Consider the following 22820-nt stretch of genomic DNA (forward strand, 5'->3'; position numbering starts at 1 on the left):
CATCACCTTTCAGCGGACCCGACTACGACAGGTGGAGCGCTCTCTGCGGGTCCGAGCAGGAGCACTGAGGGGTTGGGAGAGAAGGTGTGGTCCAGCACCAGGCTGGCCGCGCCCACCGCGCCGACGTCCGCGCCGAGCGCGGTACCGGTGACGACGAACGGGTGCACGGAGCGGACCAGAAAGCGCTCTTCCAGCGCCGTCCGGACCACCTCTTCGAAGAAGGGGGCGAGCTGGTCCCAGTGCGGGCCGCCGAACACCACCCGTTCCAGGTCGAGCAGGTTCGCGATGTCCTCGACCACCTTGGCGATCCGGGCCGCCAGCGCGGCGATCAGCTCACGGGCCACCCCGGCGCCGGCGGCCGCCTGCTCGCAGAGCCCGGCGAAGGCCAGGTCGACGGCGTGCCGGTCGTCCAGATCGATGCCCTTGGCAAGCACTCCGGCGTCGACGGCCTGCTGGACCAGGTAGCGCGGTTGGCTGGTCTCGCCGACGCAACCACGCCGGCCGCAGTAGCAGAGCGGGCCGTCGGGATCGACGATCACGTGACCGATCTCGCCGACGTTGCTGCTCGAGCCACGGACGACCTCGTCGCCGATCACCAGGCCGGCGCCGACCCCGGTGCCGAGGTAGAAGAAGAGGAAGCTGCCGCGACCGTTGGGGCCCCCGGCCCACTTCTCGGCCGATGCGGCAGCGGTGACGTCCTTGTCCAGCAGGACCGGCAGGCCGGTCCGCTCGCGCAGAGCATCCCGCAGCGGAACCAGGTGCCAGGCGGACAGGTTCGGCGGATCGATCACCACCCCGCGCTCCACGTCGATCGGTCCCGGCGCGGCGATGCCGACTCCGACCACCCGGTCGCGCGGCGCGCCCGCCTCGGCGATGACCTGCTCGACTGTGGCAGCGATTCCCGCGATGAGAACGTCAGGGTTGTCCGTGGCCGGTGTCTCGGTGCGGTCCCGCACCACCACCTGCCCGGTCAGATCGAGCACCACCGTGGTGACCACCGCGGGGTCGAGGTGCACACCGACGGCGTACTGGCCGGTGGGCTCCAACTCCAGCAGGGTGCGTGGTTTGCCGAGGCCGGCGCCCTTCTGCCGGCCGGCTTCACGGACCAGACCGGCGTCGAGCAGCCGGCGGGTGATGTTGGAGATGGCCTGCCCGGACAGTCCGGTGGCGGCCGCGATCTCGACCCGGCTCAGCCGTTCGTCGGCCCGCCGGATCGCGTCCAGCACCACCGTGTCGTTGAATCCGCCCACGCGATCGAGATTGGTACCCCGGCGTACTACGGCCGGCGGCTGGTCGCTGCTCACCACTCCCCCATCCTCCGCACGGATGCGTCCCCCTCAGTCCACGGCCGGGTCCGCGCCCCACGGCCGCGACCAGGCGTAGCGAGCCGTGCCGGTACCGGTGCGCCAGTCGACGGGCGTCGTGGTGACCAGCCAGTCGAGCGGCTCGATCCCGCCCTCGGCGGCGTTCCCGCCACTGAGCGCCAACCGTATACCGTCGCCAAGATCACGATCGGTCTGCGCGGTCCGCGCGGCGGGATCGACGGAGACGAAGAGAGCGGTTCCCGACCGGGCGACCAGCTCGAGGAACTGCCGGTTCAGCTCCCACGGCGTCTGCGGCGTACAGGGCACACAGTCTGCGTCGACGGTGAAGAAGCGGTTGTGCTGCGGCAGGCGGAAGGCGAGAGAGTTGATGCCCATCTTGCGGGTCCGCTCCCAGTCGCGACCTGAAGTGTCGTCTCCGGTGCGCTGAACGTCGACCAGGCCGGCGGCGAGGTGGCCAACGGTGTTGCAGCCGATCAGTACGACGTCGTCGGTGGCCGCCCGCAGTGCGCGGTACAGGTCGAGGACGATCTCGGCGGTCGTGCGACTGGTGTCGTGGAACTGCCAGCCGGCGTTGGTCAGATGGGCGCCCATCGCCGGGCCGAAGCGGCCGAACAGGTCGTAGCTGCTGAAGTCGTGCTTGACCAGCTCGAAGCCCCAGTCCTTGAAGCGCCGCAGGTCTGCCGTGACGAGGTCGATGACCTCGGGGTGGGTCGGGTCGAGGGAGCGGCCGAAGCCGTCGGACTGGCCGGTGCGGCCCCAAGGGCCTTGCTCGCGGGACAGCAGCGGGCGGAACCAGAGCCCTGGCCGGGCGCCGATCTCCTTGATCGCGGCGGCGGTTCCGGCCATGTCGTCGAAGAGGCCTGAGATACCGCTCTCCCACGGGCCGCCGGAGGCGTTGCCGCCGGGATTCCAGCCGTCGTCCACGACGCTGAACGGCTTCACGGGATGACCGTCGGCCAGCTCAACCACGGTCGCGGCGTCCTGCAGAACGGCTTTGTTGTCGAAGCCTTCGCCGTAGGCGTAGTACCAGTTGTTGGCGCCGACGATCGGGCCGATGTCCTTGAGCGTCACGCGCCGGCTCATCGCCTCGACGGCGGCGTGCAGGGTGAGCCACGGAGTACCGGCGTCTTCGAAGGTCCGTACTACGGCCGCTGTCAGCTCGCGGCCGGCCAGTTGGGTCGGGCCGCCGCCGTTGCGGAGGTCGAGCCAGAGGGTGAAGCCGGTCTGGTCGACGGTCCAGGAGCAGAACGCGCCGGGGTGGACGTCGACGCCGGCGCCGAAGGTGTTGCCGGTCTTCTCGTCGTGGCCGAGCCAGTACCACGGGAGGAAGCGGTCGGGTTGGAGGTGGCGCCATTGGAGATCGCCGTAGGAGCGCTCCCAGGCGTCGCCGAGGATGAGAGCTTTCGCCGGAACGGGTTCGTCCCAGCGGAGAGCAACCCGCGAGACGCCGCCTGCGGCGGAGACGAGAACTGCGCTCCCGCCGATGTTGGGCTGTGAGGCGAGCTGCGGGCTGGACGCGGAGATCTGAGCACCGGCAGCGGTTGACCAGCGAACTTCGACGCCTGCGGCGGTCCAGCGGTCGCCGCCCACGGCACTAGAGCCGGCGCCGCCCGCAGCGGCGGGCTGGAGGGCGCTAGTGGGCGAAACCTGGACGAAGACCTGGTTGGGCTCTCTCACACCGTCGAGTTTATCCGGATTTACCCCACAGAGTTGATTTAGTACGTCTTGTAATAGATCAGCACTCCCGCTTCACCCGGTCCGGCACCTTCGCTGGGGATGAAGAGGGTGACCAGCACAGCCGGTTGCCCGTTCGGGGCGCGCAGTGCGGTGACGGTCGGGTTGGCGAACGCTGTGCTGCCGCTGTTGGTGCGGATCGTGGTCCGGTCGGCGTTGCCGGTCTGGTAGTCGTAGACGAAAGTCCGCCACGACCCGAAGTCGCCCTTCGTGTACTGCCCCTCGATCAGCCCGAAGCTGTAGCCGCGGAAACCGACCTGGTCCCGGTCGCCGATGTTGCCGCCCACTCCCCAGTGCAGCAGGGCGTTGTCGAAGGTCGGCTGCGCGGCGGTGGTCCAGGAGTTGAAGTTGGTCAGCCGGCCGCGCTGCTGACGGTCGCGGTCGCAGTTCCACCAGTAGTGGCCGCCGATCTCGATCGTCGAGTGCTCGATGTCCGGAGAGAGCGTGATCCCGTAGATGTTCGGCGTGCCCTCGGCGCAGGACGAGAGTCGCCGGGGCGCGTCGAAGGAGCGCGTCACGCGGCCGGCGAGGAGGTCGGCGCGGTTGGCGAAGTACCGGAAGGCGAGGTGGTTGTTGCCACCGCCGGGCTGCTCCTGCTCCCAGGCAAGGACGAAGCCGCCGTTGGATGCCTGTGCGATGGTCGGTTGCGAGGCGGGGCCGGTGTTGCTGCCTGCGAGTTCGCGGACCCAGTGCCAGTTGAGCAGGTCGGTCGAGGTGGCCAGGTTGACCCGGAAGTGGCCGTCGCTCGCCAGGTGATGGGAGACCGCGAGATAGCCGCCGGTGGTGTCCTGGATGGTCTTGACCGTGTCCATCACATGGCCGGCGTCGTCCTTGGTGTTGTAGCGCTTGCCGGTCGCGCCGACCACGTCCTCGACGATTCCACGCAGCTCAGCTCGAGCCGGGTCGGAGACCGCAGTGGGACCGACGGGACCGGTGGATCCGGCCGTGGCGGAGAGCGCAGGTAAGGAGAGAGCGCTTACTGCGAATGCGACGAGCAGCAGCCGGGCGGGGCGCATGTCAGTCCTCCAGGGTCTTGACCGCTTCAACCAGTCGGTCGACATCGGATTGATTCGTGTACGGCGCCAGCCCAGCTCGGACCGCGCCCGCGTCCCCCAGCCCAAGATGCCGGGACGCCTCCAGCGCGTAGAAGGAGCCACCTGGAGCGTTGACCCCCGACTCAGCCAGCTTGGCGGCGACGGCTCGCGGCTCCCATCCGGCGACGGAGAACAACAACGTCGGCGTACGCCGCTCCGCGTGGCCGTGCAGCGTGATCCCGTCGATCGCCGCCAGCCGGGTCTCCAGGTCAGCACGCAGATCGTCTTCGTGCGTCTCCAGCAGCGCCAGCGAGCTGAGCAACCGCTCTCTCCGGCCGTCCCCCGCTCCCCCGAGGCCGGCCAGGAAGTCCACCGCGGCCGTCGTCCCGGCCAGCAACTCATAGGGCAGCGTGCCGAACTCGAACCGCTCCGGCACCACATTCGTTGCCGGGAGCAACTTGTCCGGGTGTAGCCCCTCCAGCAGCTCGGGCGAGGCCGACAGCACCCCGCAGTGCGGCCCGAAGAACTTGTACGGCGAGCAAGCGTAGAAATCCGCGTACGCGGCATCCACTGGCGCATGCGGGGTCAGATGCACGCCGTCGACGTACACCAGTGCACCTGCCTCGTGGACGAGCGAAGCCAGCGCCGGCAGCTCCGGCCGAGTACCGAGCAGGTTCGAAGCTCCGGTCACCGCAGCCAGCCGAGTCCGCTCCGAGAGCAGCGGCGCGATGTCGTCGAGCTCCGAGGCCGCCGGATCGAACTCCAGCCACCGAACCGTCGCCCCGGCCGCCTCGGCCGCCTGCACCCACGGCCGGATGTTCGCGTCGTGATCCAGCCGGGTCACGATCACCTCGTCCCCCGGCCCCCAGTCCTTGGCAAGCATCCGGGCGAAGTCGTAGGTCAACTGCGTCATGCTCCGCCCGAAGACGATGCCGCCCGGATCCGTGCCGAGCAGATCAGCCATCGCCTGCCGGGCACCGACGACCACCTCGTCCGCGCGCCGCTCGGCCGCCGTCAGCTGACCACGATTGGCCAACGCCGCCACCATCGTCGCCGCAACCGCATCAGCCACCACCTGCGGCGTCTGCGACCCACCCGGCCCGTCGAAGTGCGCCGCCCCCTCGGTCAACGCCGGGAACTGCTTGCGCACGGCCTCCACATCAAAGCTCATGCCGCCATCCTGCCCGCCGCACCGACCTGAGGCCGACGCCCGTGTGTCGCGGGAGCCGAGCCCCGAGTTCGGGTGGGCGCCGCGCCGCGCTGATCGCGCCGACCATCGCCACCTTGCCCGCCAGCGCTGGACCCGCGGGTCAGCGGCGACCGGCAAATTGTCGCGTTCCTGCACAGGGAGGCTCATGGCTGCCCAATTGCGGGCAGAAAGGGGAAATTGTCCCCAGCATGCTGCAGGATGTCAGGAGTGAGCACCCTTACGACTCCTGACAAGCCGCCGGTGCGGTCGTGGCTTCCCACGATGCTGACGCTGGCCGCGATCTGGGGCTGCAGCTTCCTGTTCATCTCGATCGGCGTGCGTGAGCTGCATCCGGCGTACCTCGCGCTCGGGCGGGTGCTGGCCGGCGCGCTGGTGTTGGTGGTGATCCTGCTGGTCAAGCGGGAGGCGTTGCCGCGGTCGCCGCGGATCTGGGGGCACAACTTCGTCGCCGGGCTGATCGGCTCGGCGGTGCCGTGGACCCTGTTCGGGTACGGCGAACAGCGGGTCCCCTCGTTGCTCGCGGGGATCTGGAACGGGATCACCCCGCTGGTGGTGCTGCCGGTGGCCGTACTGGTGTTCCGGACCGAGAAGTTCACCGCGCAGCGCGTGCTCGGCCTGGTGATCGGGTTCGGCGGCATGATGGTGGTGCTCGGCGCCTGGCAGTTGCACGGCGGCGCGGATCTGGTCGGCCAGCTGTTCTGCATGGGCGCCGCCCTGTCGTACGGGATCGCCATCCCCTACCAGAAGCGATTCATTGCCGGCAGCAACCTGTCGGGTACCGCGTTGTCGGCCACCTTGCTGATCTGCGCAACGTTCCAGCTGGCGATCCTGGCGCCGCTCATCTCCGGTCAGGCGCCGCCGCGGCCGTGGTCGCTGTCGGCCGAGGTGATCGTCAGCGTGATCGCCCTGGGCGCGCTCGGCAGTGGGATCGCGTTCGTGCTGAACGTGCGGATGATCCGGCTGATCGGCGCCAGCATGAGCTCGATGGTCACCTACATCATGCCGATCTTCTCGATCGCCGTCGGCGTGATCGTGCTGCACGAGCACCTGACCTGGTACCAGCCGGTCGGCGCCGCGATCGTGCTGACCGGAGTCGCTGTGTCACAAGGCGTGATCCGGACTTTCCGGTCCGGCGGCGACCGGAAAATCCCGGCACGGAAGGAGCCCTCCCCGGTACCGTGAGGACGCGGCCCGCGCCGGTCGGGGGGAACCTTCCGGCGTTGACGGCCCAGTCTTGGGGAGGACCAGATGAGCACGACCGCAGTACCCGATACCCACGAGATGGTGATCATCCACCGGGTGTTCCGGCGCGAGTTCCGGCTGCTGCCGGACCTGATCGAGCAGGTCACCGTCGGCGACACCGCCCGCGCGGCCCTGCTGACCGAGCACCTCGGTGACGTGGTCGCATCACTGCATCACCACCACGAGGGCGAGGACGACCTGCTCTGGCCGCCGCTGCTGCAGCAGGCCACGCTGGAGGCGGAACTGATCCACCGGATGGAGGCCCAGCACCACTCGCTGTCGGCCACACTCGACCAGATCGACAAGCTGTCACCGGCCTGGGCCGCCACGGCGAACCAGGCCGATCGCGACGCGCTGGCAGCCGCGGTCAGGCAGACGGCCGCGACCCTCGAGCTGCACCTGGTCGAGGAGGAGCGGGAGATCCTGCCGCTGGTCCGCGAACACCTGACGGTCGAGCAGTGGGGCAAACTCGGCGAGCGAGGCGCCAAGTCGATCGACGACAAGCGCAAGCGGCTGCTGTTCCTGGGGATGATCCTCGAGGACTGCTCCGCGGACGAAGCCCAGGCCTTCCTGGCCAGGATGCCCGCACCGGTGCGGCTGCTCTGGAAGCTCGTCGGGCGCCGAATGTACGACGGCTACCTGCGGACCGTCCGGGAGGGCTAGTTCTTCCGGAGGTTCGGGATCGCGGCGATCACCACGGCGACCAGGGCGAGCAAGGTGCCCGCGACGACCGCGAAGGTGACGGCCTGGTCGGTGGCCGGGATGAAGAGGTCGATGACCAGGCTGGCGATCAGCTGCCCTGCGATCGTGCCGAGGCCGAGGACGAACACCCCCACCACGCGGACGACGGAGGCGGCGGCGCTGATGAAGATCACGCCGCACATGCCGCCGAAGTACAGCCAGGGGTTGGTCGGCAGGCTGTTCGGAGCGCCACGGACGATCAGGTCCACCAGGAAGACGACCAGCAATGCGGTGAAGCCGACGAGGAAGTTGATGACTCCGGCTGCCACGGCACCGGACGCGTCGATCGCCGCAGTCTGAGCTACCCGGCCATTGATGGCCTGCTGCACCGCAGTACCGATCCCAGCCAGCGCAGGGAGTACTGCGAGCAGCAGGCCGGACGGGTGGTCCAGGCGATCCGACACAGCCAGTACTACGGCCACCAGCGCCAGGACCGCGCCCACTACCCGCAGCGGCGTGTACGGCTGCGGCCCTGCCGGCCCAAAGCCGAGGCGGTCGACCACCAAGCTGCTGACGGCTTGCCCAGCGACTACCGCGACAGTGAAGACCGCTACGCCGATCACGGACACAGTGATCGACTGGGTGGCGACCAGGAAGGCACCGGCGACTCCACCGATGCACTGCCACCACCTGAGCAGCCCACTGCCGTCGGACGGCGTCCTGATGGTCCGCCAGACCCTGCCGACCGACCTGCGGATCGGCGGGATCACTGCGCAGCCGATCAGCAGCACGACCAGCCCGGTACCGAACGAGATCAGCGCCGCCGGTACGCCGTCGCCGAGTTCGTGCCCGAGCTCCCCGTTCAGCCGGGACTGGATCGCGACCAGCATGCCGATGCCGAACGCCGCTGCCAGCCCGATGAGCTGCAGGTGCTGAGTGCTTCGGGCCGGACGGAGGTCGGTGGCTGTCACTCCTCCATCATGACCGTTCGGCCTCAGACCCCTGACATCAGGTCCGCCTGATGAGCGCCAGGTACATCGCGTCGGTGCCGTGCACGTGCGGCCACAGCTGCAGGTCCGGCCCGTCCCCCAGCGACGGCACGTCAGGCAGCAGCCCGCGAGCGTCCTCGAGTACTGCGTCAGACCGCTGCGCCAGTACTGCGTCCACTACGGCGCGGGTCTCCATCAGGTGCGGAGTACAGGTCACGTAGGCCACCACCCCGCCCTTGCGGACGGAGTTGATCGCCGAGTCGAGCAGCTTCTCCTGCAGCGGTCGCAGCTCGGCCACGTCCTCCGCAGTACGCCGCCAGCGCGCTTCCGGACGCCGCCGCAGCGCGCCCAGCCCGCTGCACGGCACGTCGGCCAGCACTCGGTCGTACGAGCCCGCCGGCCAAGTCGGCTTGGTGCCGTCGCCGACGAGCACCTGGTGGTTCCCGGGCACGGCCCGCAGGTTGCTGCGTACCAGCTCCGCGCGGTGCGGCAGCGGCTCGATCGCCGTGATGGCTACACCCCGCTGGCGACCGATCGACGCGAGCAGAGCGGCCTTGCCACCCGGCCCGGCGCACAGGTCAAGCCACTTGGCGTCCCTGCCCTCCAGTGGAGCCATGGCGAGCGCAGTGGCGACCAACTGCGACCCCTCGTCCTGTACTCCGGCCCGCCCGGACGAGACGGCCGAGATCCGGCCAGGATCCCCACCGCTCTGCAGGACAGCCGCGTACGGCGAGAAGCGCCCCCTGGTCGCACCGGCCTCGACCAGGTCATCCACCTCGGCCAGACCCGGCCGGGCCACCAAGGTCACCCGCGGCGGCTCGTTGTCGGCGTCCAGCAGGTTGTCCAGCTCGTAGCCGTCGGTGTGCAGCGCGTCGGCGAACGCCTCGACGATCCAGCGCGGGTGCGCCTTCGCGATCGACAGGAAGCCGAACAGGTCGTCGTCGGAGTGCGGCGCGACATCGACGATCCACTGGTCGAAGTCGCGCTGACTGACCTTGCGCAGTACGGCGTTGACCAGACCGCTGCGGCTCTGGCCGACCTGGGCGCGGGTCAGCGTGACCATCTCGTCGACGGCGGCATAGGAGTCGACCCGCATCCGGAGCAACTGGTGCGCGCCGAGCCGGAGCAGGTCGAGCAGCTCCGGGTCCAGATCGGCCAGCGGCCGGGACACGCTGCGCGCGAGGATCGCGTCGTACGTGCCCTGCCAGCGCAGCGTGCCGTGCACCAGCTCCGTGCAGAACGCGGCGTCGCGACCACTCAGCTTGTGTTCGCGCAGCGCCTTGTTGAGCGCGAGGTTCGCGTAGCCGTCCTCGGAGGAGACCTGCCGGATCACCTTGTAGGCGACCAGCCGAACCTGGTCGGGCCGCCGCTGCGGCGCCCGGTTGCGGGGAGTGCGATCGCTCACGCTGTTGTCGATTCCGGACCGAGAAGGTCGTCAGTGGAGATGCGGACACCGCGCGCCCAGTCGGCGGCGGCCATCGGTTTCTTGCCTTGCGGTTGCACGGTGACGAGTTTCAGCGCCTTGCTGCCGGTGCCGACCTCGACACTGGACTTGGTGGCGCGCAGCTCGCCCGACTTGAGGTCTTCTTCTTCCGTCACGTCGACGTCGAGCACCTTGAGCCGCTCGCCGCGGAAGGTGGTCCACGCGCCCGGCGCCGGGTTGCAGCCGCGGACCAGCCGGTCGACGCGTAGCGCGGGAGCGGCGAGATCGAGCTCGGCGTCCTCGACGTTGATCTTGGGGGCCAGCGTGACGCCGTCGGCCGGCTGCTCGACGGCGACCAAGGCACCGGCCTCGATCCCGTTGAGGGTGTCGACCAGCAGCTTGGCGCCGGACTCCGACAGCCTGGTGAGCAGGTCGCCGGAGGTGTCCTTCGGGCCGATCCGTTCCGTCAGTACGCCGTACACGGGTCCTGCGTCGAGGGCCTTGACGATCCGGAACGTGCTCGCGCCGGTCACGTCGTCACCGGAGATGATCGAGTGCTGCACCGGCGCCGCGCCCCGCCAGGCCGGCAGGACGGAGAAGTGCAGGTTGATCCAGCCGTGCGGCGGGATGTCGAGCGCGGCCTGCGGCAGCAGTCCGCCGTACGCGACGACCGGGCAGCAGTCCGGCGCGATCTCGGTCAGCCGGGCGAGGAAGTCGGGATCGCTCGGCTTGACCGGCTTGAGCACCTCGATGCCGAGCTCTTCGGCGTACTGCGCGACCGTGGAGGCGACCAGCTTGCGGCCGCGACCGGCCGGCGCGTCGGGACGGGTCACGACGGCGACCAGGTCATGGCCGCTGGCAACGATCGCGCGCAGTGCGGTGACGGACACCTCGGGGGTGCCGGCGAAAACTACTCTCACAGTCCGAATCCGTTCGTGGGGTGCGGCGAGACCTTGACCTGCGGCGGGCCGGACAACCCGGACCAGTCGGCCTCACGGATCGCCTTCATCGCGGTCTTGCGGGTGGCGGTGTCCAGCCGGTCGACGAACAGCACGCCGTCCAGGTGATCGGTCTCGTGCTGGATGCAGCGTGCCAGCAGGTCCGAGCCCTCGATCACCACCGGGTCGCCGTACATGTTGAAGCCGCTGGCGATCACGCTCATCGCCCGGCGGCAGTCGAAGGTCAGGCCCGGGATCGACAGGCAGCCCTCGGGACCGAACTGCTCGTCGGCCGACAGGCTCAGCTCGGGGTTGACCAGGTGGCCGAGTTCGCCGTCCACGAAGTACGTGAAGACGCGCAGCCCGACCCCGATCTGCGGCGCCGCCAGGCCCGAGCCGGGCGCGGCCTGCATGGTGTCGGTCAGGTTCGCCACCAGCCGGCGCAGCTCGGCGTCGAAGTCGACGACCGGGTCGGCCTTGGTGAGCAGAACGGGATCGCCGAACAGGCGGATGGGTTGGACCGACACGCAAACTCCACAGCACTCACCGACGGGGGGACCGGGCAAGTCTAGTGGTCGGCGCGTAGGCCCCGAGCCGACCGGCTCTGGTCGCTGACAGCGACCACCCCACTCCACAATGTTGCCTCAAGCACGTACTGTGGTCTCAGCCGTACCTACAGTCACTACCGTCACACGGCCAACGGGAGACACAAATGCCCACAGCGACACGGGGGGCAGCCGGCCTGATCCTGATCGGCGCCCTGCTCGCCCAAGCCCCACTGGCCGCCGCCCGCGTGCCCTCGGAGCCCTCGTACTCCGGATCGGACTCACCGGTGCCGAGCGCGACCGCTACCCCGACGACCACACCGGCAGCAGTGCCGTCCGGCGAGCCGACCGGTACGCCGACGATCGCGCCGGAGCCCGACCCGACCGCGCCGGACGACAAGTGGCAGACCGGCGAGCCGGTGCCCGAGCTGCCGGCGGCGACCTCGTGGACGGACGTCGTACAGGAAGTGATCCGTACGGCGCCGAACTCCTCGATGCTGCGCGCCACCACGCTCGCCGACCAGAGCAAGCAGGTGATGCGGTGCTTCAAGCTCGAGACGGAGCACTACTGCCTCGGCCTCGGCTTCGTCGACCAACTGCCCAGCGGTGCGCAGGTCAGCGCGATGACCGATGACCCAGATCTTGCCGCCGGCACCGAGCGCGCCACCTCCGAGCAGGACATCGCCACCGGCGCGCTGAGCCCGGCCGCGTTTGTTGCGGAGCGGTCGGAGCTGTCCGACAGCGCTCGGCTCAATGCGGAGCTGGACGAGATGCAGGCCGCTTGGGACGGACGCGACAAGGCCCGCGCGCTGCGTGAGCTCACTGTTCCCGCCGGTACTTCGGACGCGGTCGACCCCGAGCAGGTGCTCGACCCGACGAACACGACCACCACCCCGTCGGCGGACGCGACCACGGCCCCTTCTGCAACGCCTTCTACTGCGCCGAGCACGGCTCCCTCCGCGACGGCGACCACGCCTCCACCGGCGACGCCGAGCGTGACTCCCAGAGGCCCCGACGTGTCCACCCCGGCCACCACCCCGGTGCCGAAGCCGAAGCCGTCGACCTCGGTGCCGCCGGTGAAGCTGGCCTCGTCGGCGTACATCATGAAGGGCTTCCAGACCTCGCAGGACAAGGGTTACTGGTGTGGCCCGGCGACCTTCCAGGCGATCGACTGGGCCGACGACCAGCAGAAGGACACCCAGACGTCCTGGGCCAAGGACCTCGGCGCGACCAGTTCCGGCACCGCGATCTCGTCGATGGTCAAGCAGACCAACCTGAAGACCGACTGGGACCTGGCGGCGGGCACCTACATCATCCAGAGCGTCGGGCACTGGAACACCCAGAAGTTCTTCGCCGCGCACAAGAAGCACCTCGGCGGCAGCAAGCCGGCCCCGGTGATCGAGCACGTGCAGCTGCTGAAGCGGTACTTCCCGTACCTCGCCTTCAACCACAGCGGGCACTACCAGGTCGGCCGCGGCTACGACGCGAAGAAGGGCACCATCGGCATCTTCGAGGTGTTCAACGAGCGTCGCTTCAACAGCCGCGGCAACGTCACCGACGGGCCGAAGAACATCCCGGCCTCGGCGATGTTCAACGCGACCCTGGCCAACTCGTTCAAGAACATCGGTCTGTAGGGGAATGCGTCGTTCACAGCTGCTCGGCCCGGCCGCTTTGGTGGCCGGGCTGGCCCTGCTCGCCAGCGCCTGCTCCTCCGACCAGCCGGAGAGCGCTCCCCCGACCACGGCTCCGACCGGTACGCCGAGCACCAGCCAGAGCCCAGCAGGCCCGGGCAGTACGCCGGTGTCGCCGAGCATCCCGCCGACGCCGGCCGGCCCGCCGAGCTTCACCAAGATCCTGAAGCAGCCGGTCGATGGTCAGCACGTCGTCACGCAGCAGCGCAAGTACCTGGTCACCCGCGGCAGCGACGAGGCCGGCACCACCACGGTGACCGATCGGGCCAGCAAGGGGGTCGTCGTCAAGCACGTGCCGGCGGCCGGGTTCGTGGCCCAGTCGCCGGTGGTGATCGACGACCACTGGGCGCTGATCGAGGACATCCGCGACGACGGGCCGAGCCCGCAGATCCGGGCCTTCCGCTATGACCTTGCCTCCGGCAAGGCCGTCGAACTGGGCACCAAGCTCCCGCGGATCTCCGAGCCGGAGATCGGCGCGTCCGACGGCACCTTCGCCTACAGCAGCACGGACGCCAAGCGCCGGTCGTGCCTGGTGATCGCCGAGCTGGCCACGCTGAAGGCGCGCACGGTGAGCTGCGTGGCCGATCCCGGCTACATCGCGGACCCGGTCGTCTCGAGCGATTCGGTGACCTTCAGCGAGATCACCGCGCCGCAGACCACGCGGCGGTGCAAGCGGCTGCTGACCGCTCCGCTGGCCGGTGGCGCGGCCAGTCCGGTGGTGGCGGCGAAGAACTGCATCCAGTGGAGCGGCGCTTCGTTGCGCGGGGCATCGGTCTGGTCAGAGGTCGGCGCGTCGGATCCCGACCAGTACCAGAGCACCGGGTACGTCCGGGAGAAGCCCGGCGCAACGGTGCACTCGATCGGGCCGATCGTCACCGACACCATCGTTGCTTGTGGCAACTGGATCCACTGGGAGGTGCGGACGATGACCGAAGGGGTCGAACGCTTCCAGCTGCAGCGCTGGCAACCCGGTCTCGCCCGACCCCAGCGGGTGTACGCCACTCCCCCGGACACGGCCATCACGCCCGCCACCTGCCAGGACGGGACGCTGATCTTCGAGGCGGCCCACCTCGGCGCGGGTGCGAAGTACACCGAGGCTATGGCTGTCAGTACTTCCTAGACGGGGAGACCGCGCTCTCTGAGCTGGGTACGCAGCGTGGCGGCGTCGACGAAGGTCTCCGCGTCCAGGCCGACCTCGCGGGCGGCGACGACGTTGTAGTCCTTGTCGTCGGTGTAGAAACTCCGCGCCGGGTCGAGCTGGTAGCGCTCGATCAGGATCTGGTAGATCTTCTCGCCGGGCTTGACGGTCTGCTCGGTGCCGGACACGACCTCGCCGGTGAAGCCGGTCAGGATCGGGAACGCCTCCTTCGCGACCTCCCACTTCTCCGCCGAGAAGTTCGTCAGCGCGTACGTCGGGATGCCCTGCTCGCGCAGCTCGGTGATCAGCTCGGCGGTGCCCTCGATCAGACCGCGCGCCATCTTGAGCCAGCCGGTGTCGTAAGCCTCGATCCACTCGGCGTGCTCCGGGTGCAGCGAGGTCAGCTCGCTGACCGCCTCGGCCCAGGTCCGGCCGGCGTCCTGCTGCGCGTTCCAGTCCGGCGTGGCGATGTTGGTGAGGAAGTGCTCGCGCAGCCCGGCGTCCGGGATCAGCTCGTCGTAGAGGTAGTCGGGGCTCCAGTCCAGCAGCACCCCACCGATATCGAACACCACATCGTCAACGCTCCGCTCAGTCATGCCGACAACCCTAGGCGGCCGGAAGGGCGTCCTGTACTGCGCTGTTCGCCTCGGCACGCGCGTGCAGCGCCGGAGCGAGCGCCAACTGACCGGCGAACAAGAGCCCGCCGAGCGCCGCGCACCCGAGCCAGACGGTGACCGGGCCCGCGTGTTCGAGCGTGTTCGTGCCGAGGAGTGGCCCGATCACGCTGCCCAGGCCGAAGGACATGCTGCCCGCCAGTCCCATGTAGCCGCCGCGCAGGTCGATAGGAGCGAGATCGGCCATCACCGCGCCGATCACGGCCGCGAAACCGATCTCTCCGACCGTCCAGACCACGACCGACAGCGCATAGCCCCACCAGTTGTCCACCACCGCGCCGATCCCGAAGCCCACTCCGACGACCAGCATCGAGGCGGCCAGCAACTTCGGCCGGTCGAGCGCCGCCAGCCGCCGGTTCACGAACGGCTGGACCAGCACGATCACCACCCCGTTCAACGCGATCACCAGGCCGTAGGTCGACGAAGGCAATCCGTCACCGGCCATCGCCAGCGGCAGCGTCGAGTAGCCCTGGAAGTAGATCGTCGCGTAGCCGACCTGGAGCAGGATCATCAGCAGGAACGTGGTGTCCCGCAACGCGACCGGCAGCAGCGGCCGGCGTGGCCCGTCGTCGAGCACCGGCCGGGTCTCGGGCACCATCGACCAGATCACCAGCGCGGCGGCGACCGACGTACCGGCGTTGATCCAGAACAGCCAGTTGTAGCCGAGGCTCGCGAGCACGCCGGCGCTGACCGTGGAGACGGAGAAGCCGAGGTTGATCGCCCAGAACAGCAGCCCGTACGCGCGAACGCGCTCTCTCGGCTGGAGCAGGTCGGCGACCGTCGCCTGCACGGCGGGCCGGAACAGGTCGCCCATCAGGCCGACCACGAACGCGGCCGCCCAGATCGTCACCATCGAGCGCGCCGAGCCGAGCAGGATCAGGGCGGCCGCAGTACCGAGGAAGCCGATCAGCATGGTCCTGCGGCGGCCGAACCGGTCGGACAACCAGCCGCCGACGATCTGCGAGACCACCGATCCGGCACCGACCGCAGCAGCCACCGCACCCGCAGTACCGGCGGACAGGTGGCGGTCCTGGGTCAGGTAGAGGACCAGGAAGGGCTGGACGAAACTGCCGAGTCGGTTGACCAGCTGACAGACCCACAAGGCCCAGAAGGCCCGTGGCATGCGCGGTGCGTCGTTCATGTCCTCTACTGTCGCCGCGCCAGGGGGCACTGTCGAACATTAGGCCCAGAACTAATCCTTCCGTGTCGTCACTGTCGCCATTAGAGTTCGAGAGGTGATCACTCTCAGGCTGCGCAGCGACGACGTGAGCCGGATCAGGTTCGCGTTCTCGCCGGTCTGGGAGACGGTGACGAGTGTCCGGGCCCTCAGCAACAGTGCGCCGAGCAGCGTGCACGGGCCGTGGCTGCGCAAGGTCCGGCCGCTGCTCGCGACCCACGACCTGTCGTTGCTGAAGGCCCTCATCCCGCCGACCAGCTACATCCCCGACTTCATCACCCCGGCGCCACCGCGTCGCTCGACCAGCTTCGAGTCGGGTCTGGCCGCGATCGCCGCCACTCCCCTGTCTCTGGTCGCCGCCGAGCTGACCCAGTTGCACGAGAGCACACCGAACCCGCTGCTGCCCGAGCTGATCGCCGACCCTGCCAAGGCACTCGACCGCATCACCTCGGCACTCGACGCGTACTGGCGGTTGGCCATCGAGCCCGACTGGCGCCGGATGCGGGCCCTGCTGCAGGACGATCTCGCCTTCCGGCTGGAGGAGCTGGCCGGCGGCGGCATGGGTCGCGTACTGCGGAATCTCCACCCCTCGGTGCGCTTCTGCGGCGACCGGATCGAGATCGACCGCCCGTACTGCTGCGACGGCGAACCACTACCCGGCCAAGGGCTGCTGCTCGTGCCCTGCGTCTTCACCTGGCCGGCCGCGCTGCCGGTGACGGGTGCACCGCACGTCCCGACGATCACCTACCCGCCGCGTGGTCTCGGCCGCCTGTGGGAGAGCCAGGAAGACGTCAGCGAGTCGCCGCTGGCCGAGCTCGTCGGCAAGACCCGAGCGGCGATCGTCGGCCACCTCGACCTGCCGATGTCGACCACCCACCTGGCCCACCAGCTCAGCGTCTCGGCACCGACCCTGAGCGTGCACCTGAGCATCCTGCGCAACTCCGGCATCGTCGACTCCCGCCGGGACGGCCGCACGGTCCTCTACTCACGCACCTCGCTCGGCAACCAACTCCTCGCCGCCTCCCGCCCCGCAGCGCTGGCTTCCTGACTCACCCGAACGACGCCGGATCGATCTGCACCCGCACAGACCCCACCAACTTCTTCGTACTACGCGCCGCCTGCCCCTCCTTGAGCGCCCGGGCAAGACTCGCCCCCGCCGCCCGCGGAGTCCGCACGACAGCTCGCGAGGTCTCGTCGTCGATCGCCACCGGCCCGAGAACGTCCAACCCCGCTTGGGGATCCACCAACTGCCGCAACCGCGCGACGAGATCGGCCACCGCCTCGGTCGGTCCGGTCAGCTCAGCCAACTTCGCGGCCGGTGGAAGCCGCGCAGTACGCCGCTCCTCCAGCTCCCGCGTCGCGAACCCCTCCGGGCTCCACCTGACCACCGCCTGCAACGGTGTTGCCGACGGCTCCCCCACCATGATCACCGCGCCGCCATCGCGCGCGGAGCGAACCAGCGATGCAGCGTTGAACCACCGCCGGACCGCCTCCTCCGGGGCGCGCAGATCCGGTCGCGCGAGCAACAACCAGGTGTCCAGCAACAAAGCCGCGCTGTAGCCGCCATCGGCGACCGGCTCAGCACCTGGCGTGGTGACGATCAGGGCCGGCTGGTCCGAGACGGTGTCGAGCATGTGGTCGCCACCCGAAGTACGGACCACCACACCTGGGAACGCGCGGCCGAGCTCCTCCGCAGTACGCCGGGCTCCGACAACGGCTGCGCGCATGCGCGTGTCATGGCACTCAGGGCAGCGGTGATCCGCAGCCGGCCTGCCACACACGCTGCAACTCGGCGGTCCCGCCTGCCCCGTACGGCGAAGCGAACCGCCGCAGGTGGAACAGCGTGAAGGCGCGCGGCAGGTCTGGCACACCAGGCTCGGCAGATAACCGGCTCGCGGCACCTGGACCAGCACCGGCCCGGTCTTCAACCCCTCCCGGGCCACCTCGAAAGCCCGGTGTGGAAGCCGCGCTGCCCGGGCCGCCGGGTCCCGCGCGATGTCGATGTCGGACTCCCCCGAAATGTGCACCGACGGCGAGGCGGCCCGAATCGCCGCACGATCCGCGATCAGTTCGCCGGCCCAGCCGGACTCGATCAACGCGGCGGTCTCGGCCGACCGCGCGAATCCGCCCATGATCGCGGCGCACTTCTGCCGATGGGCGCGCAGCAGCAACACCTCGCGCGCATGCGAATAGGGCGCCCGCGGCTCGGCGTACGAGTCGTCGCCGTCGTCCCAGAGCGCGACGAGCCCGAGATCCGCGACCGGCGCGAAGGCCGCGGCGCGGGTGCCGATCACGACGCGCGTGCAGCCACGCAGGGCGGACAGGAAGGCTCGGTACCGCGCTGTCGGGCCGAGGTCGGCGGAGAGGGTGACAAAGCCGTCTTTGCCGAGCACCGCAGTACAGGCTGCTGCCAGGCGCTCCAGATCGCGCGCGTCCGGTGCGAGCAGCAGTGCGCCGCGACCTGCCGACGCGCAGACAGCGGCGGCCTGGGCGAGGGCCAGCGCCCAATCAGCCCCCGGTACTGCGGTCCAGATCGCGCGCGGCGCCTCGGAACGGATCAATGCGTCGAGGAAGCCGCCCGCCAATGGATACGGCGCCCACTCTGAACGCGACGCGGATGCCGCCGGACGGACCGGTTGGGTGCACTTCAATGCCTCGCCTTCGACCTTCGCCTGGCGCGGCGGCACCGCGAGGCGGGTCACGTCGGCGAAGACTCCGGCGTACCGGTCGGCGACGGCTCGGCAGAGATCGGCGACCTCGGGCGTGAGTACCTGCTCGGGCGAGACGACCTTGCGGATCCTGGCCAGCTTGCCCTCGTGCTCGGACGACGCCAGCCGCTCCAGCACGAACCCGTCCAGGTCCTTGCCCGCGAACCGCACCTTGACCCGCGCCCCGGGCTGGGCCGCGTCGGCCAGGTCGTCGGGCACCAGGTAGTCGAACGGCCGGTCCAGATGCGGCAGCGGCATGTCGACCGCGATGCGGGCCACCGGCAACGCCGAGCTGACCCCGGCCGGCTCCTTCGTCCGCGATCGCCGAACGGTCTCGCGGAGCAGCGTCAGCTGCTCGGGTGAGTCTCCGTTCTGTGCCACCCCGGAACTCTAGTCCGGTGGAACGACAAACCGCCCGTGACCATCCACAGGTCACGGGCGGTTGTATCGAGAACTACTTGTTGACGGCAGCCTTCAGCGCCTCGACCCGGTCGGTGCGCTCCCAGGTGAAGTCGACGTCGGTGCGGCCGAAGTGGCCGTTGCGCGCGGTCTGCGCGTAGATCGGCCGGAGCAGGTCCAGGTCGCGGATGATCGCGGCCGGGCGCAGGTCGAAGACCTCGAGCACCGCGTCGCTGATCTTGTCCACCGGGACCGTCTCGGTGCCGAAGGTGTCGACGTAGAAGCCGACCGGCGCCGCCTTGCCGATCGCGTACGCGACCTGGCACTCGGCCCGCGAGGCGAGACCGGCGGCGACGATGTTCTTGGCCACCCAGCGCATCGCGTACGCCGCCGAGCGGTCGACCTTGGACGGGTCCTTGCCGGAGAACGCGCCGCCACCGTGCCGGGCCATCCCGCCGTAGGTGTCGATGATGATCTTGCGGCCGGTCAGCCCGGCGTCACCCATCGGGCCGCCGATCTCGAACCGGCCGGTCGGGTTGACCAGCAGCCGGTAGTCGGTCGAGTCGATGTCGAACTGCTCGAGGATCGGGTCGACGACGTGCTTCTTCACGTCCGGCGTCAGCATCGAGTCCAGGCTGATGTCGGCGGCGTGCTGGCTCGACACCACGACGGTGTGGATCCGGACCGCCTTGTCACCTTCGTACTCGACCGTGACCTGGGTCTTGCCGTCCGGGCGCAGGTAGGCCATCGTGCCGTCCCTGCGGACCTCCGACAGCCGCGCGGACAGCCGGTGCGCGATGGTGATCGGCAGCGGCATCAGCTCGGGCGTCTCGTCCGACGCGTAGCCGAACATCAGTCCCTGGTCGCCGGCGCCCTGCAGGTCGAGCGCGTCCGAGGACGACTCCGACCGGTTCTCGTACGCCGTGTCGACGCCCTGCGCGATGTCGGCCGACTGGCTGCCGATGGCAACGGTGACGCCACAGGAGGCGCCGTCGAAACCCTTCAGCGAGGAGTCGTAGCCGATGTCGAGGATGCGCTGCCGGACGATCCCGGGGATGTCCACGTACGCCGTCGTGGTGACCTCACCGGCCACCACCACCAGCCCGGTGGTCACCAGCGTCTCCACCGCGACGCGGCTCTTCGGGTCCTCGGTCAGCAGTGCGTCGAGGATCGAGTCGCTGATCTGGTCAGCGATCTTGTCCGGATGACCCTCGGTCACCGACTCGGACGTGAAAAGGCGCCGTGCCACGGATTCTCCTTGGAATTCCTCGTCTGCGACTCGGCAGGGAAGATCGTCCCCCGCCCGCGCACCGCCTCACGCGATGCTGTGGGGAAGTATGCCAGCAGTTCTGTTCAGGAACCCGGACGCCGGGCCATTTTGTCCGCCTGGCGAGACTGTCTCACCACATCCTGGACGGTCCCGCGTGAAACAACCGACGTAATTCTCGCCACATCAGGCTAGGCAAGCCTTGCCTAAGCTCTGCGTCAGGCGTGAGCACCGACGGTCACCTCGCCGATCGTCAGCACTGGCTGCGCGCCGACGATCGCGCCGAGCCGCTCGGCTGCAGCGTCGAGAGCTTTGCGTTGGGACGACTTGAGCTCGCGGAGAGGCTCAACGGTCAGCTGCAGCTTGCTCCCGCTGCGGCGCTGGTGCCAGACACCGGCCACGATCCCGTCGACCAGCAGCAGCGGATAGTTGCCGGCCTGTCCCCTGGCGGTCGCGCGTTCCCACGCCTTGCCGGGGAAGAGCAGCTCGCGCGGATGACTGCCGACGCCGTACGCGTCGAAGTACGGAAGGAGTTGGACGCCGCGAGCCGGCTCGGCGGTGAAGTCCGTGTCGCCGCGGTTGAGCCAAGCCGGCTGGCCGTCGAGCAGCACCTCTTCCAGCTGGTCGGCAAGGGAGGCGAACAGCTTCGCGGTCTTGGCCGGCGAGATGCTGAGCCACTTCGCGAAGTGCTGCGGAGTCGCCGGACCGTAGGACCAGAGGAAACGTCGTACCAACTGGGGAACGGCATCGACCACGGGCTCGAACGGCGCGAACCGCTGCGGGTTGGAGTAGGTGGTGTTGCGCCCCCGGTTCGGGCCGTAGCAGAGGACTCCGGCGTTCGCGGCATCCGAAATCGCCTGCCGCCACCGCGGCCAGTAGGTCTGGAAGGCCGGCATCACCAGATCGCCGGCCCACGCACCTGCTCGGGCGACCACTTCGTCACCGAGCTCGTCCACGGTCAGATCGTCCTCGGCCAGCGCCTCCCCGATCGCCGCGATCACCTGATCGGTCTGCTCCGCACTCATCCGCATCGTCAACGGAACAGACCTCGGCTGCTGCAGACCAGCCAGCCCACTCACCCAACTCGCGAGCTCATCCGTCGGCAACAGATGCACAGTCCCCCGCGGCCCGAACGTCTTCATCAAACTCCGGTCCTCCCACAGAGCCCGCTGAACATCCTCCCGCGTCGCCTTCTCCAACCGGAGCGCGACAGAGATCTCAGCCGCCGACAACACCTGCGCATGCGCCCCAGCCATAGCCCGTACGATGTCCACCGGGCTCCCCGCCGCAGGAACGCTGAGGTGATGCCGCACCATCCGCCGCGCCACCACGTCCCGCCAACTCACCGTCTTCATGGCACCAGGCTAGAAGCAGGTGCGGTCAGGAACTGACCTAATGCCAGTGGGTGGCGACCAGGTTCCAGATGACGCCGGCGAGGGCGTCCTTGCTGCCGGAAGGGACCGGGACAGCGCCGCCGTCGCGGTCCAGGATGACTGCCTCGTTCATGTCGCTGCCGAAGACCTTGCCGCCGGAGACGTCGTTGACGACCAGCAGGTCGCAGCCCTTGCGCTTCAGCTTGGCGCGGCCGAGGTCGAGCACAGTGTGTTCGGCGTCGCCGGTCTCGGCGGCGAAGCCGACGATCACCTGGTCGGCGCGGCGGCGGTCGTGCGAGATGGTGGCGAGGATGTCGGGGTTCTCGATCAGGCTGACGCTGGGGACGGCGCCGTCGCCGGTCTTCTTGATCTTGTGCTCGGCGACATCGGCCGGCCGGAAGTCGGCCGGAGCGGCGGCCATCACGACGGCGTCGGCGTCGGCGGCGCGGCCGGTGATCTCGTCGTACAGCTCGCGGGTGCTGGTCACCTGGACGACCTGGACGCCGGCCGGGTCACCCAGCTCGGAGTTGGCGGCGACCAGGGTCACCTTGGCGCCCCGGGCAGCGGCGATCCGGGCCAACGCGTAGCCCTGCTTGCCGGACGAGGAGTTGCCCAGGTAGCGCACCGGGTCGAGGTGCTCGCGGGTGCCACCCGCGCTGATCAGGACGTTCTTGCCGGTCAGATCGGCGACCGCCTGGCCCGCGGATCGGGCGGCGTGGTCGGCCAGCATCAACTGGCTGATCGCGAAGATCTCCGACGGCTCGGGCAACCGGCCACGGCCGGTGTCGGCGCCGGTCAACCGGCCGACCGCGGGGTCGAGCACGGTGATCCCGCGCGAGCGCAGGGTCTCCACGTTGGCCTGGGTGGCCGGGTGCTCCCACATCTCGGTGTGCATCGCGGCCGCGAACAAGATCGGGCAGCGGGCGGTCAGCAGAGTGTTGGTGAGCAGATCGTCGGCCAGCCCATGGGCGGCCTTGGCGATCAGGTTGGCGGTCGCGGGCGCGACGACGACGAGGTCCGCGCCCTTGCCGATCCGGACGTGCGGAACCTCGTGAACGTCGTCGAACGGGTCGGCCGTCACCGGCTGACCCGACAGCGCCGCCCAGGTGGCGGCGCCGACGAACTCCAGGGCGGCCGCGGTCGGCACCACCCGGACGCTGTGTCCGGACTCGGTCAGCCGGCGGAGCAGATCACAGACCTTGTACGCCGCGATCCCGCCGCCGACGCCGAGAACCACCGACGGCCGCTGCCCCGTTGTCGTCATGGAGCGAA

19 protein-coding genes are annotated in these 22820 nt (G+C 69.5%); 5 read left to right on the forward strand and 14 right to left on the reverse strand.

Annotated elements, in window-relative coordinates:
• Nucleotides 1-2 precede the first annotated feature (2 nt).
• Genes AB0P21_RS26240 through AB0P21_RS26255 form a run of 4 tightly spaced genes read right to left on the reverse strand, consistent with a single transcriptional unit; the run spans nucleotide 3 to nucleotide 5264 of the window.
• Nucleotides 3-1304, reverse strand: coding sequence for an ROK family transcriptional regulator (locus AB0P21_RS26240; RefSeq protein ID WP_363699839.1), 1302 nt, complete (start codon nucleotides 1302-1304; stop codon nucleotides 3-5).
• 33 nt (nucleotides 1305-1337) lie between these two features.
• Nucleotides 1338-3002 carry a hypothetical protein gene (locus tag AB0P21_RS26245; RefSeq protein ID WP_363699840.1) on the reverse strand — a complete coding sequence of 555 codons (1665 nt, stop codon included), beginning with the start codon at nucleotides 3000-3002 and terminating at the stop codon, nucleotides 1338-1340.
• Between the two features lie 38 nt (nucleotides 3003-3040).
• Nucleotides 3041-4075 carry a hypothetical protein gene (locus tag AB0P21_RS26250; protein WP_363699841.1) on the reverse strand — a complete coding sequence of 345 codons (1035 nt, stop codon included), beginning with the start codon at nucleotides 4073-4075 and terminating at the stop codon, nucleotides 3041-3043.
• Nucleotide 4076: 1 nt separating this feature from the next.
• Nucleotides 4077-5264: a cysteine desulfurase-like protein gene (locus AB0P21_RS26255; protein ID WP_363699842.1), complete on the reverse strand. Its 1188-nt coding sequence runs from the start codon at nucleotides 5262-5264 to the stop codon at nucleotides 4077-4079.
• Nucleotides 5265-5510: 246 nt separating this feature from the next.
• Between AB0P21_RS26255 and AB0P21_RS26260 the strand changes: the two genes are divergently transcribed.
• Both AB0P21_RS26260 and AB0P21_RS26265 read left to right on the forward strand, forming a co-directional pair.
• Nucleotides 5511-6485, forward strand: a complete 975-nt coding sequence (locus tag AB0P21_RS26260; protein WP_363699843.1) for a DMT family transporter — start codon at nucleotides 5511-5513, stop codon at nucleotides 6483-6485.
• Nucleotides 6486-6551: 66 nt separating this feature from the next.
• On the forward strand, nucleotides 6552-7208 hold the full coding sequence (locus AB0P21_RS26265; protein ID WP_363699844.1) for a hemerythrin domain-containing protein: 657 nt from the start codon (nucleotides 6552-6554) through the stop codon (nucleotides 7206-7208).
• On the opposite strand, the gene AB0P21_RS26270 is transcribed toward AB0P21_RS26265, so the two are convergent.
• Genes AB0P21_RS26270 through def form a run of 4 tightly spaced genes read right to left on the reverse strand, consistent with a single transcriptional unit; the run spans nucleotide 7205 to nucleotide 11103 of the window.
• Entirely contained in the window at nucleotides 7205-8197 is a 993-nt protein-coding gene (locus AB0P21_RS26270) for a DMT family transporter (RefSeq protein ID WP_363699845.1), read from the reverse strand. The genes AB0P21_RS26265 and AB0P21_RS26270 overlap by 4 nt on opposite strands.
• Before the next feature lie 37 nt (nucleotides 8198-8234).
• Nucleotides 8235-9620 carry a transcription antitermination factor NusB gene (locus AB0P21_RS26275; protein ID WP_363699846.1) on the reverse strand — a complete coding sequence of 462 codons (1386 nt, stop codon included), beginning with the start codon at nucleotides 9618-9620 and terminating at the stop codon, nucleotides 8235-8237.
• A complete protein-coding gene (gene fmt / locus AB0P21_RS26280; protein ID WP_363699847.1) occupies nucleotides 9617-10558 on the reverse strand; it encodes a methionyl-tRNA formyltransferase in 942 nt (313 codons plus the stop codon). The genes AB0P21_RS26275 and fmt overlap by 4 nt, the downstream gene beginning before the upstream one ends.
• Nucleotides 10555-11103, reverse strand: coding sequence for a peptide deformylase (def, locus tag AB0P21_RS26285; protein WP_363699848.1), 549 nt, complete (start codon nucleotides 11101-11103; stop codon nucleotides 10555-10557). The genes fmt and def overlap by 4 nt, the downstream gene beginning before the upstream one ends.
• A gap of 185 nt (nucleotides 11104-11288) precedes the next feature.
• Between def and AB0P21_RS26290 the strand changes: the two genes are divergently transcribed.
• Both AB0P21_RS26290 and AB0P21_RS26295 read left to right on the forward strand, forming a co-directional pair.
• Complete coding sequence (locus AB0P21_RS26290) at nucleotides 11289-12755, forward strand: hypothetical protein (RefSeq protein ID WP_363699849.1); 1467 nt, start codon at nucleotides 11289-11291, stop codon at nucleotides 12753-12755.
• Nucleotides 12756-12759: 4 nt separating this feature from the next.
• A complete protein-coding gene (locus AB0P21_RS26295; RefSeq protein ID WP_363699850.1) occupies nucleotides 12760-13932 on the forward strand; it encodes a hypothetical protein in 1173 nt (390 codons plus the stop codon).
• Here the strand turns inward: AB0P21_RS26295 and AB0P21_RS26300 are convergent.
• Both AB0P21_RS26300 and AB0P21_RS26305 read right to left on the reverse strand, forming a co-directional pair.
• Complete coding sequence (locus AB0P21_RS26300) at nucleotides 13929-14546, reverse strand: HAD family phosphatase (protein ID WP_363699851.1); 618 nt, start codon at nucleotides 14544-14546, stop codon at nucleotides 13929-13931. The genes AB0P21_RS26295 and AB0P21_RS26300 overlap by 4 nt on opposite strands.
• A 10-nt stretch (nucleotides 14547-14556) precedes the next feature.
• A complete protein-coding gene (locus tag AB0P21_RS26305) occupies nucleotides 14557-15765 on the reverse strand; it encodes an MFS transporter (RefSeq protein ID WP_363699852.1) in 1209 nt (402 codons plus the stop codon).
• A 94-nt stretch (nucleotides 15766-15859) separates the two neighbouring features.
• Between AB0P21_RS26305 and AB0P21_RS26310 the strand changes: the two genes are divergently transcribed.
• Nucleotides 15860-16849: a helix-turn-helix domain-containing protein gene (locus AB0P21_RS26310; RefSeq protein ID WP_363699853.1), complete on the forward strand. Its 990-nt coding sequence runs from the start codon at nucleotides 15860-15862 to the stop codon at nucleotides 16847-16849.
• Between the two features lies 1 nt (nucleotide 16850).
• On the opposite strand, the gene AB0P21_RS26315 is transcribed toward AB0P21_RS26310, so the two are convergent.
• The 4 genes from AB0P21_RS26315 to coaBC form a co-directional block, all read right to left on the reverse strand.
• Nucleotides 16851-18890, reverse strand: a complete 2040-nt coding sequence (locus AB0P21_RS26315) for a primosomal protein N' (RefSeq protein WP_363699854.1) — start codon at nucleotides 18888-18890, stop codon at nucleotides 16851-16853.
• Nucleotides 18891-18963: 73 nt separating this feature from the next.
• A complete protein-coding gene (gene metK, locus AB0P21_RS26320; protein WP_363699855.1) occupies nucleotides 18964-20157 on the reverse strand; it encodes a methionine adenosyltransferase in 1194 nt (397 codons plus the stop codon).
• A gap of 236 nt (nucleotides 20158-20393) precedes the next feature.
• Nucleotides 20394-21530 carry a winged helix DNA-binding domain-containing protein gene (locus AB0P21_RS26325; protein ID WP_363699856.1) on the reverse strand — a complete coding sequence of 379 codons (1137 nt, stop codon included), beginning with the start codon at nucleotides 21528-21530 and terminating at the stop codon, nucleotides 20394-20396.
• Nucleotides 21531-21567: 37 nt separating this feature from the next.
• A complete protein-coding gene (gene coaBC / locus AB0P21_RS26330; protein WP_363699857.1) occupies nucleotides 21568-22812 on the reverse strand; it encodes a bifunctional phosphopantothenoylcysteine decarboxylase/phosphopantothenate--cysteine ligase CoaBC in 1245 nt (414 codons plus the stop codon).
• Nucleotides 22813-22820 lie beyond the last annotated feature (8 nt).

Source organism: Kribbella sp. NPDC056861 (assembly GCF_040687575.1).
Taxonomy (GTDB): Bacteria; Actinomycetota; Actinomycetes; order Propionibacteriales; family Kribbellaceae; genus Kribbella.

Excerpts from the sequence above, each read along its gene's own strand:
- AB0P21_RS26250 (WP_363699841.1), bottom strand. The coding sequence starts at position 4,075 with ATGCGCCCCGCCCGGCTGCTGCTCGTCGCATTCGCAGTAAGCGCTCTC.
- AB0P21_RS26255 (WP_363699842.1), bottom strand. The coding sequence starts at position 5,264 with ATGAGCTTTGATGTGGAGGCCGTGCGCAAGCAGTTCCCGGCGTTGACC.
- AB0P21_RS26265 (WP_363699844.1), top strand. The coding sequence starts at position 6,552 with ATGAGCACGACCGCAGTACCCGATACCCACGAGATGGTGATCATCCAC.
- AB0P21_RS26290 (WP_363699849.1), top strand. The coding sequence starts at position 11,289 with ATGCCCACAGCGACACGGGGGGCAGCCGGCCTGATCCTGATCGGCGCC.
- AB0P21_RS26295 (WP_363699850.1), top strand. The coding sequence starts at position 12,760 with ATGCGTCGTTCACAGCTGCTCGGCCCGGCCGCTTTGGTGGCCGGGCTG.
- AB0P21_RS26300 (WP_363699851.1), bottom strand. The coding sequence starts at position 14,546 with ATGACTGAGCGGAGCGTTGACGATGTGGTGTTCGATATCGGTGGGGTG.
- AB0P21_RS26305 (WP_363699852.1), bottom strand. The coding sequence starts at position 15,765 with ATGAACGACGCACCGCGCATGCCACGGGCCTTCTGGGCCTTGTGGGTC.
- AB0P21_RS26325 (WP_363699856.1), bottom strand. The coding sequence starts at position 21,530 with ATGAAGACGGTGAGTTGGCGGGACGTGGTGGCGCGGCGGATGGTGCGG.
- coaBC (WP_363699857.1), bottom strand. The coding sequence starts at position 22,812 with ATGACGACAACGGGGCAGCGGCCGTCGGTGGTTCTCGGCGTCGGCGGC.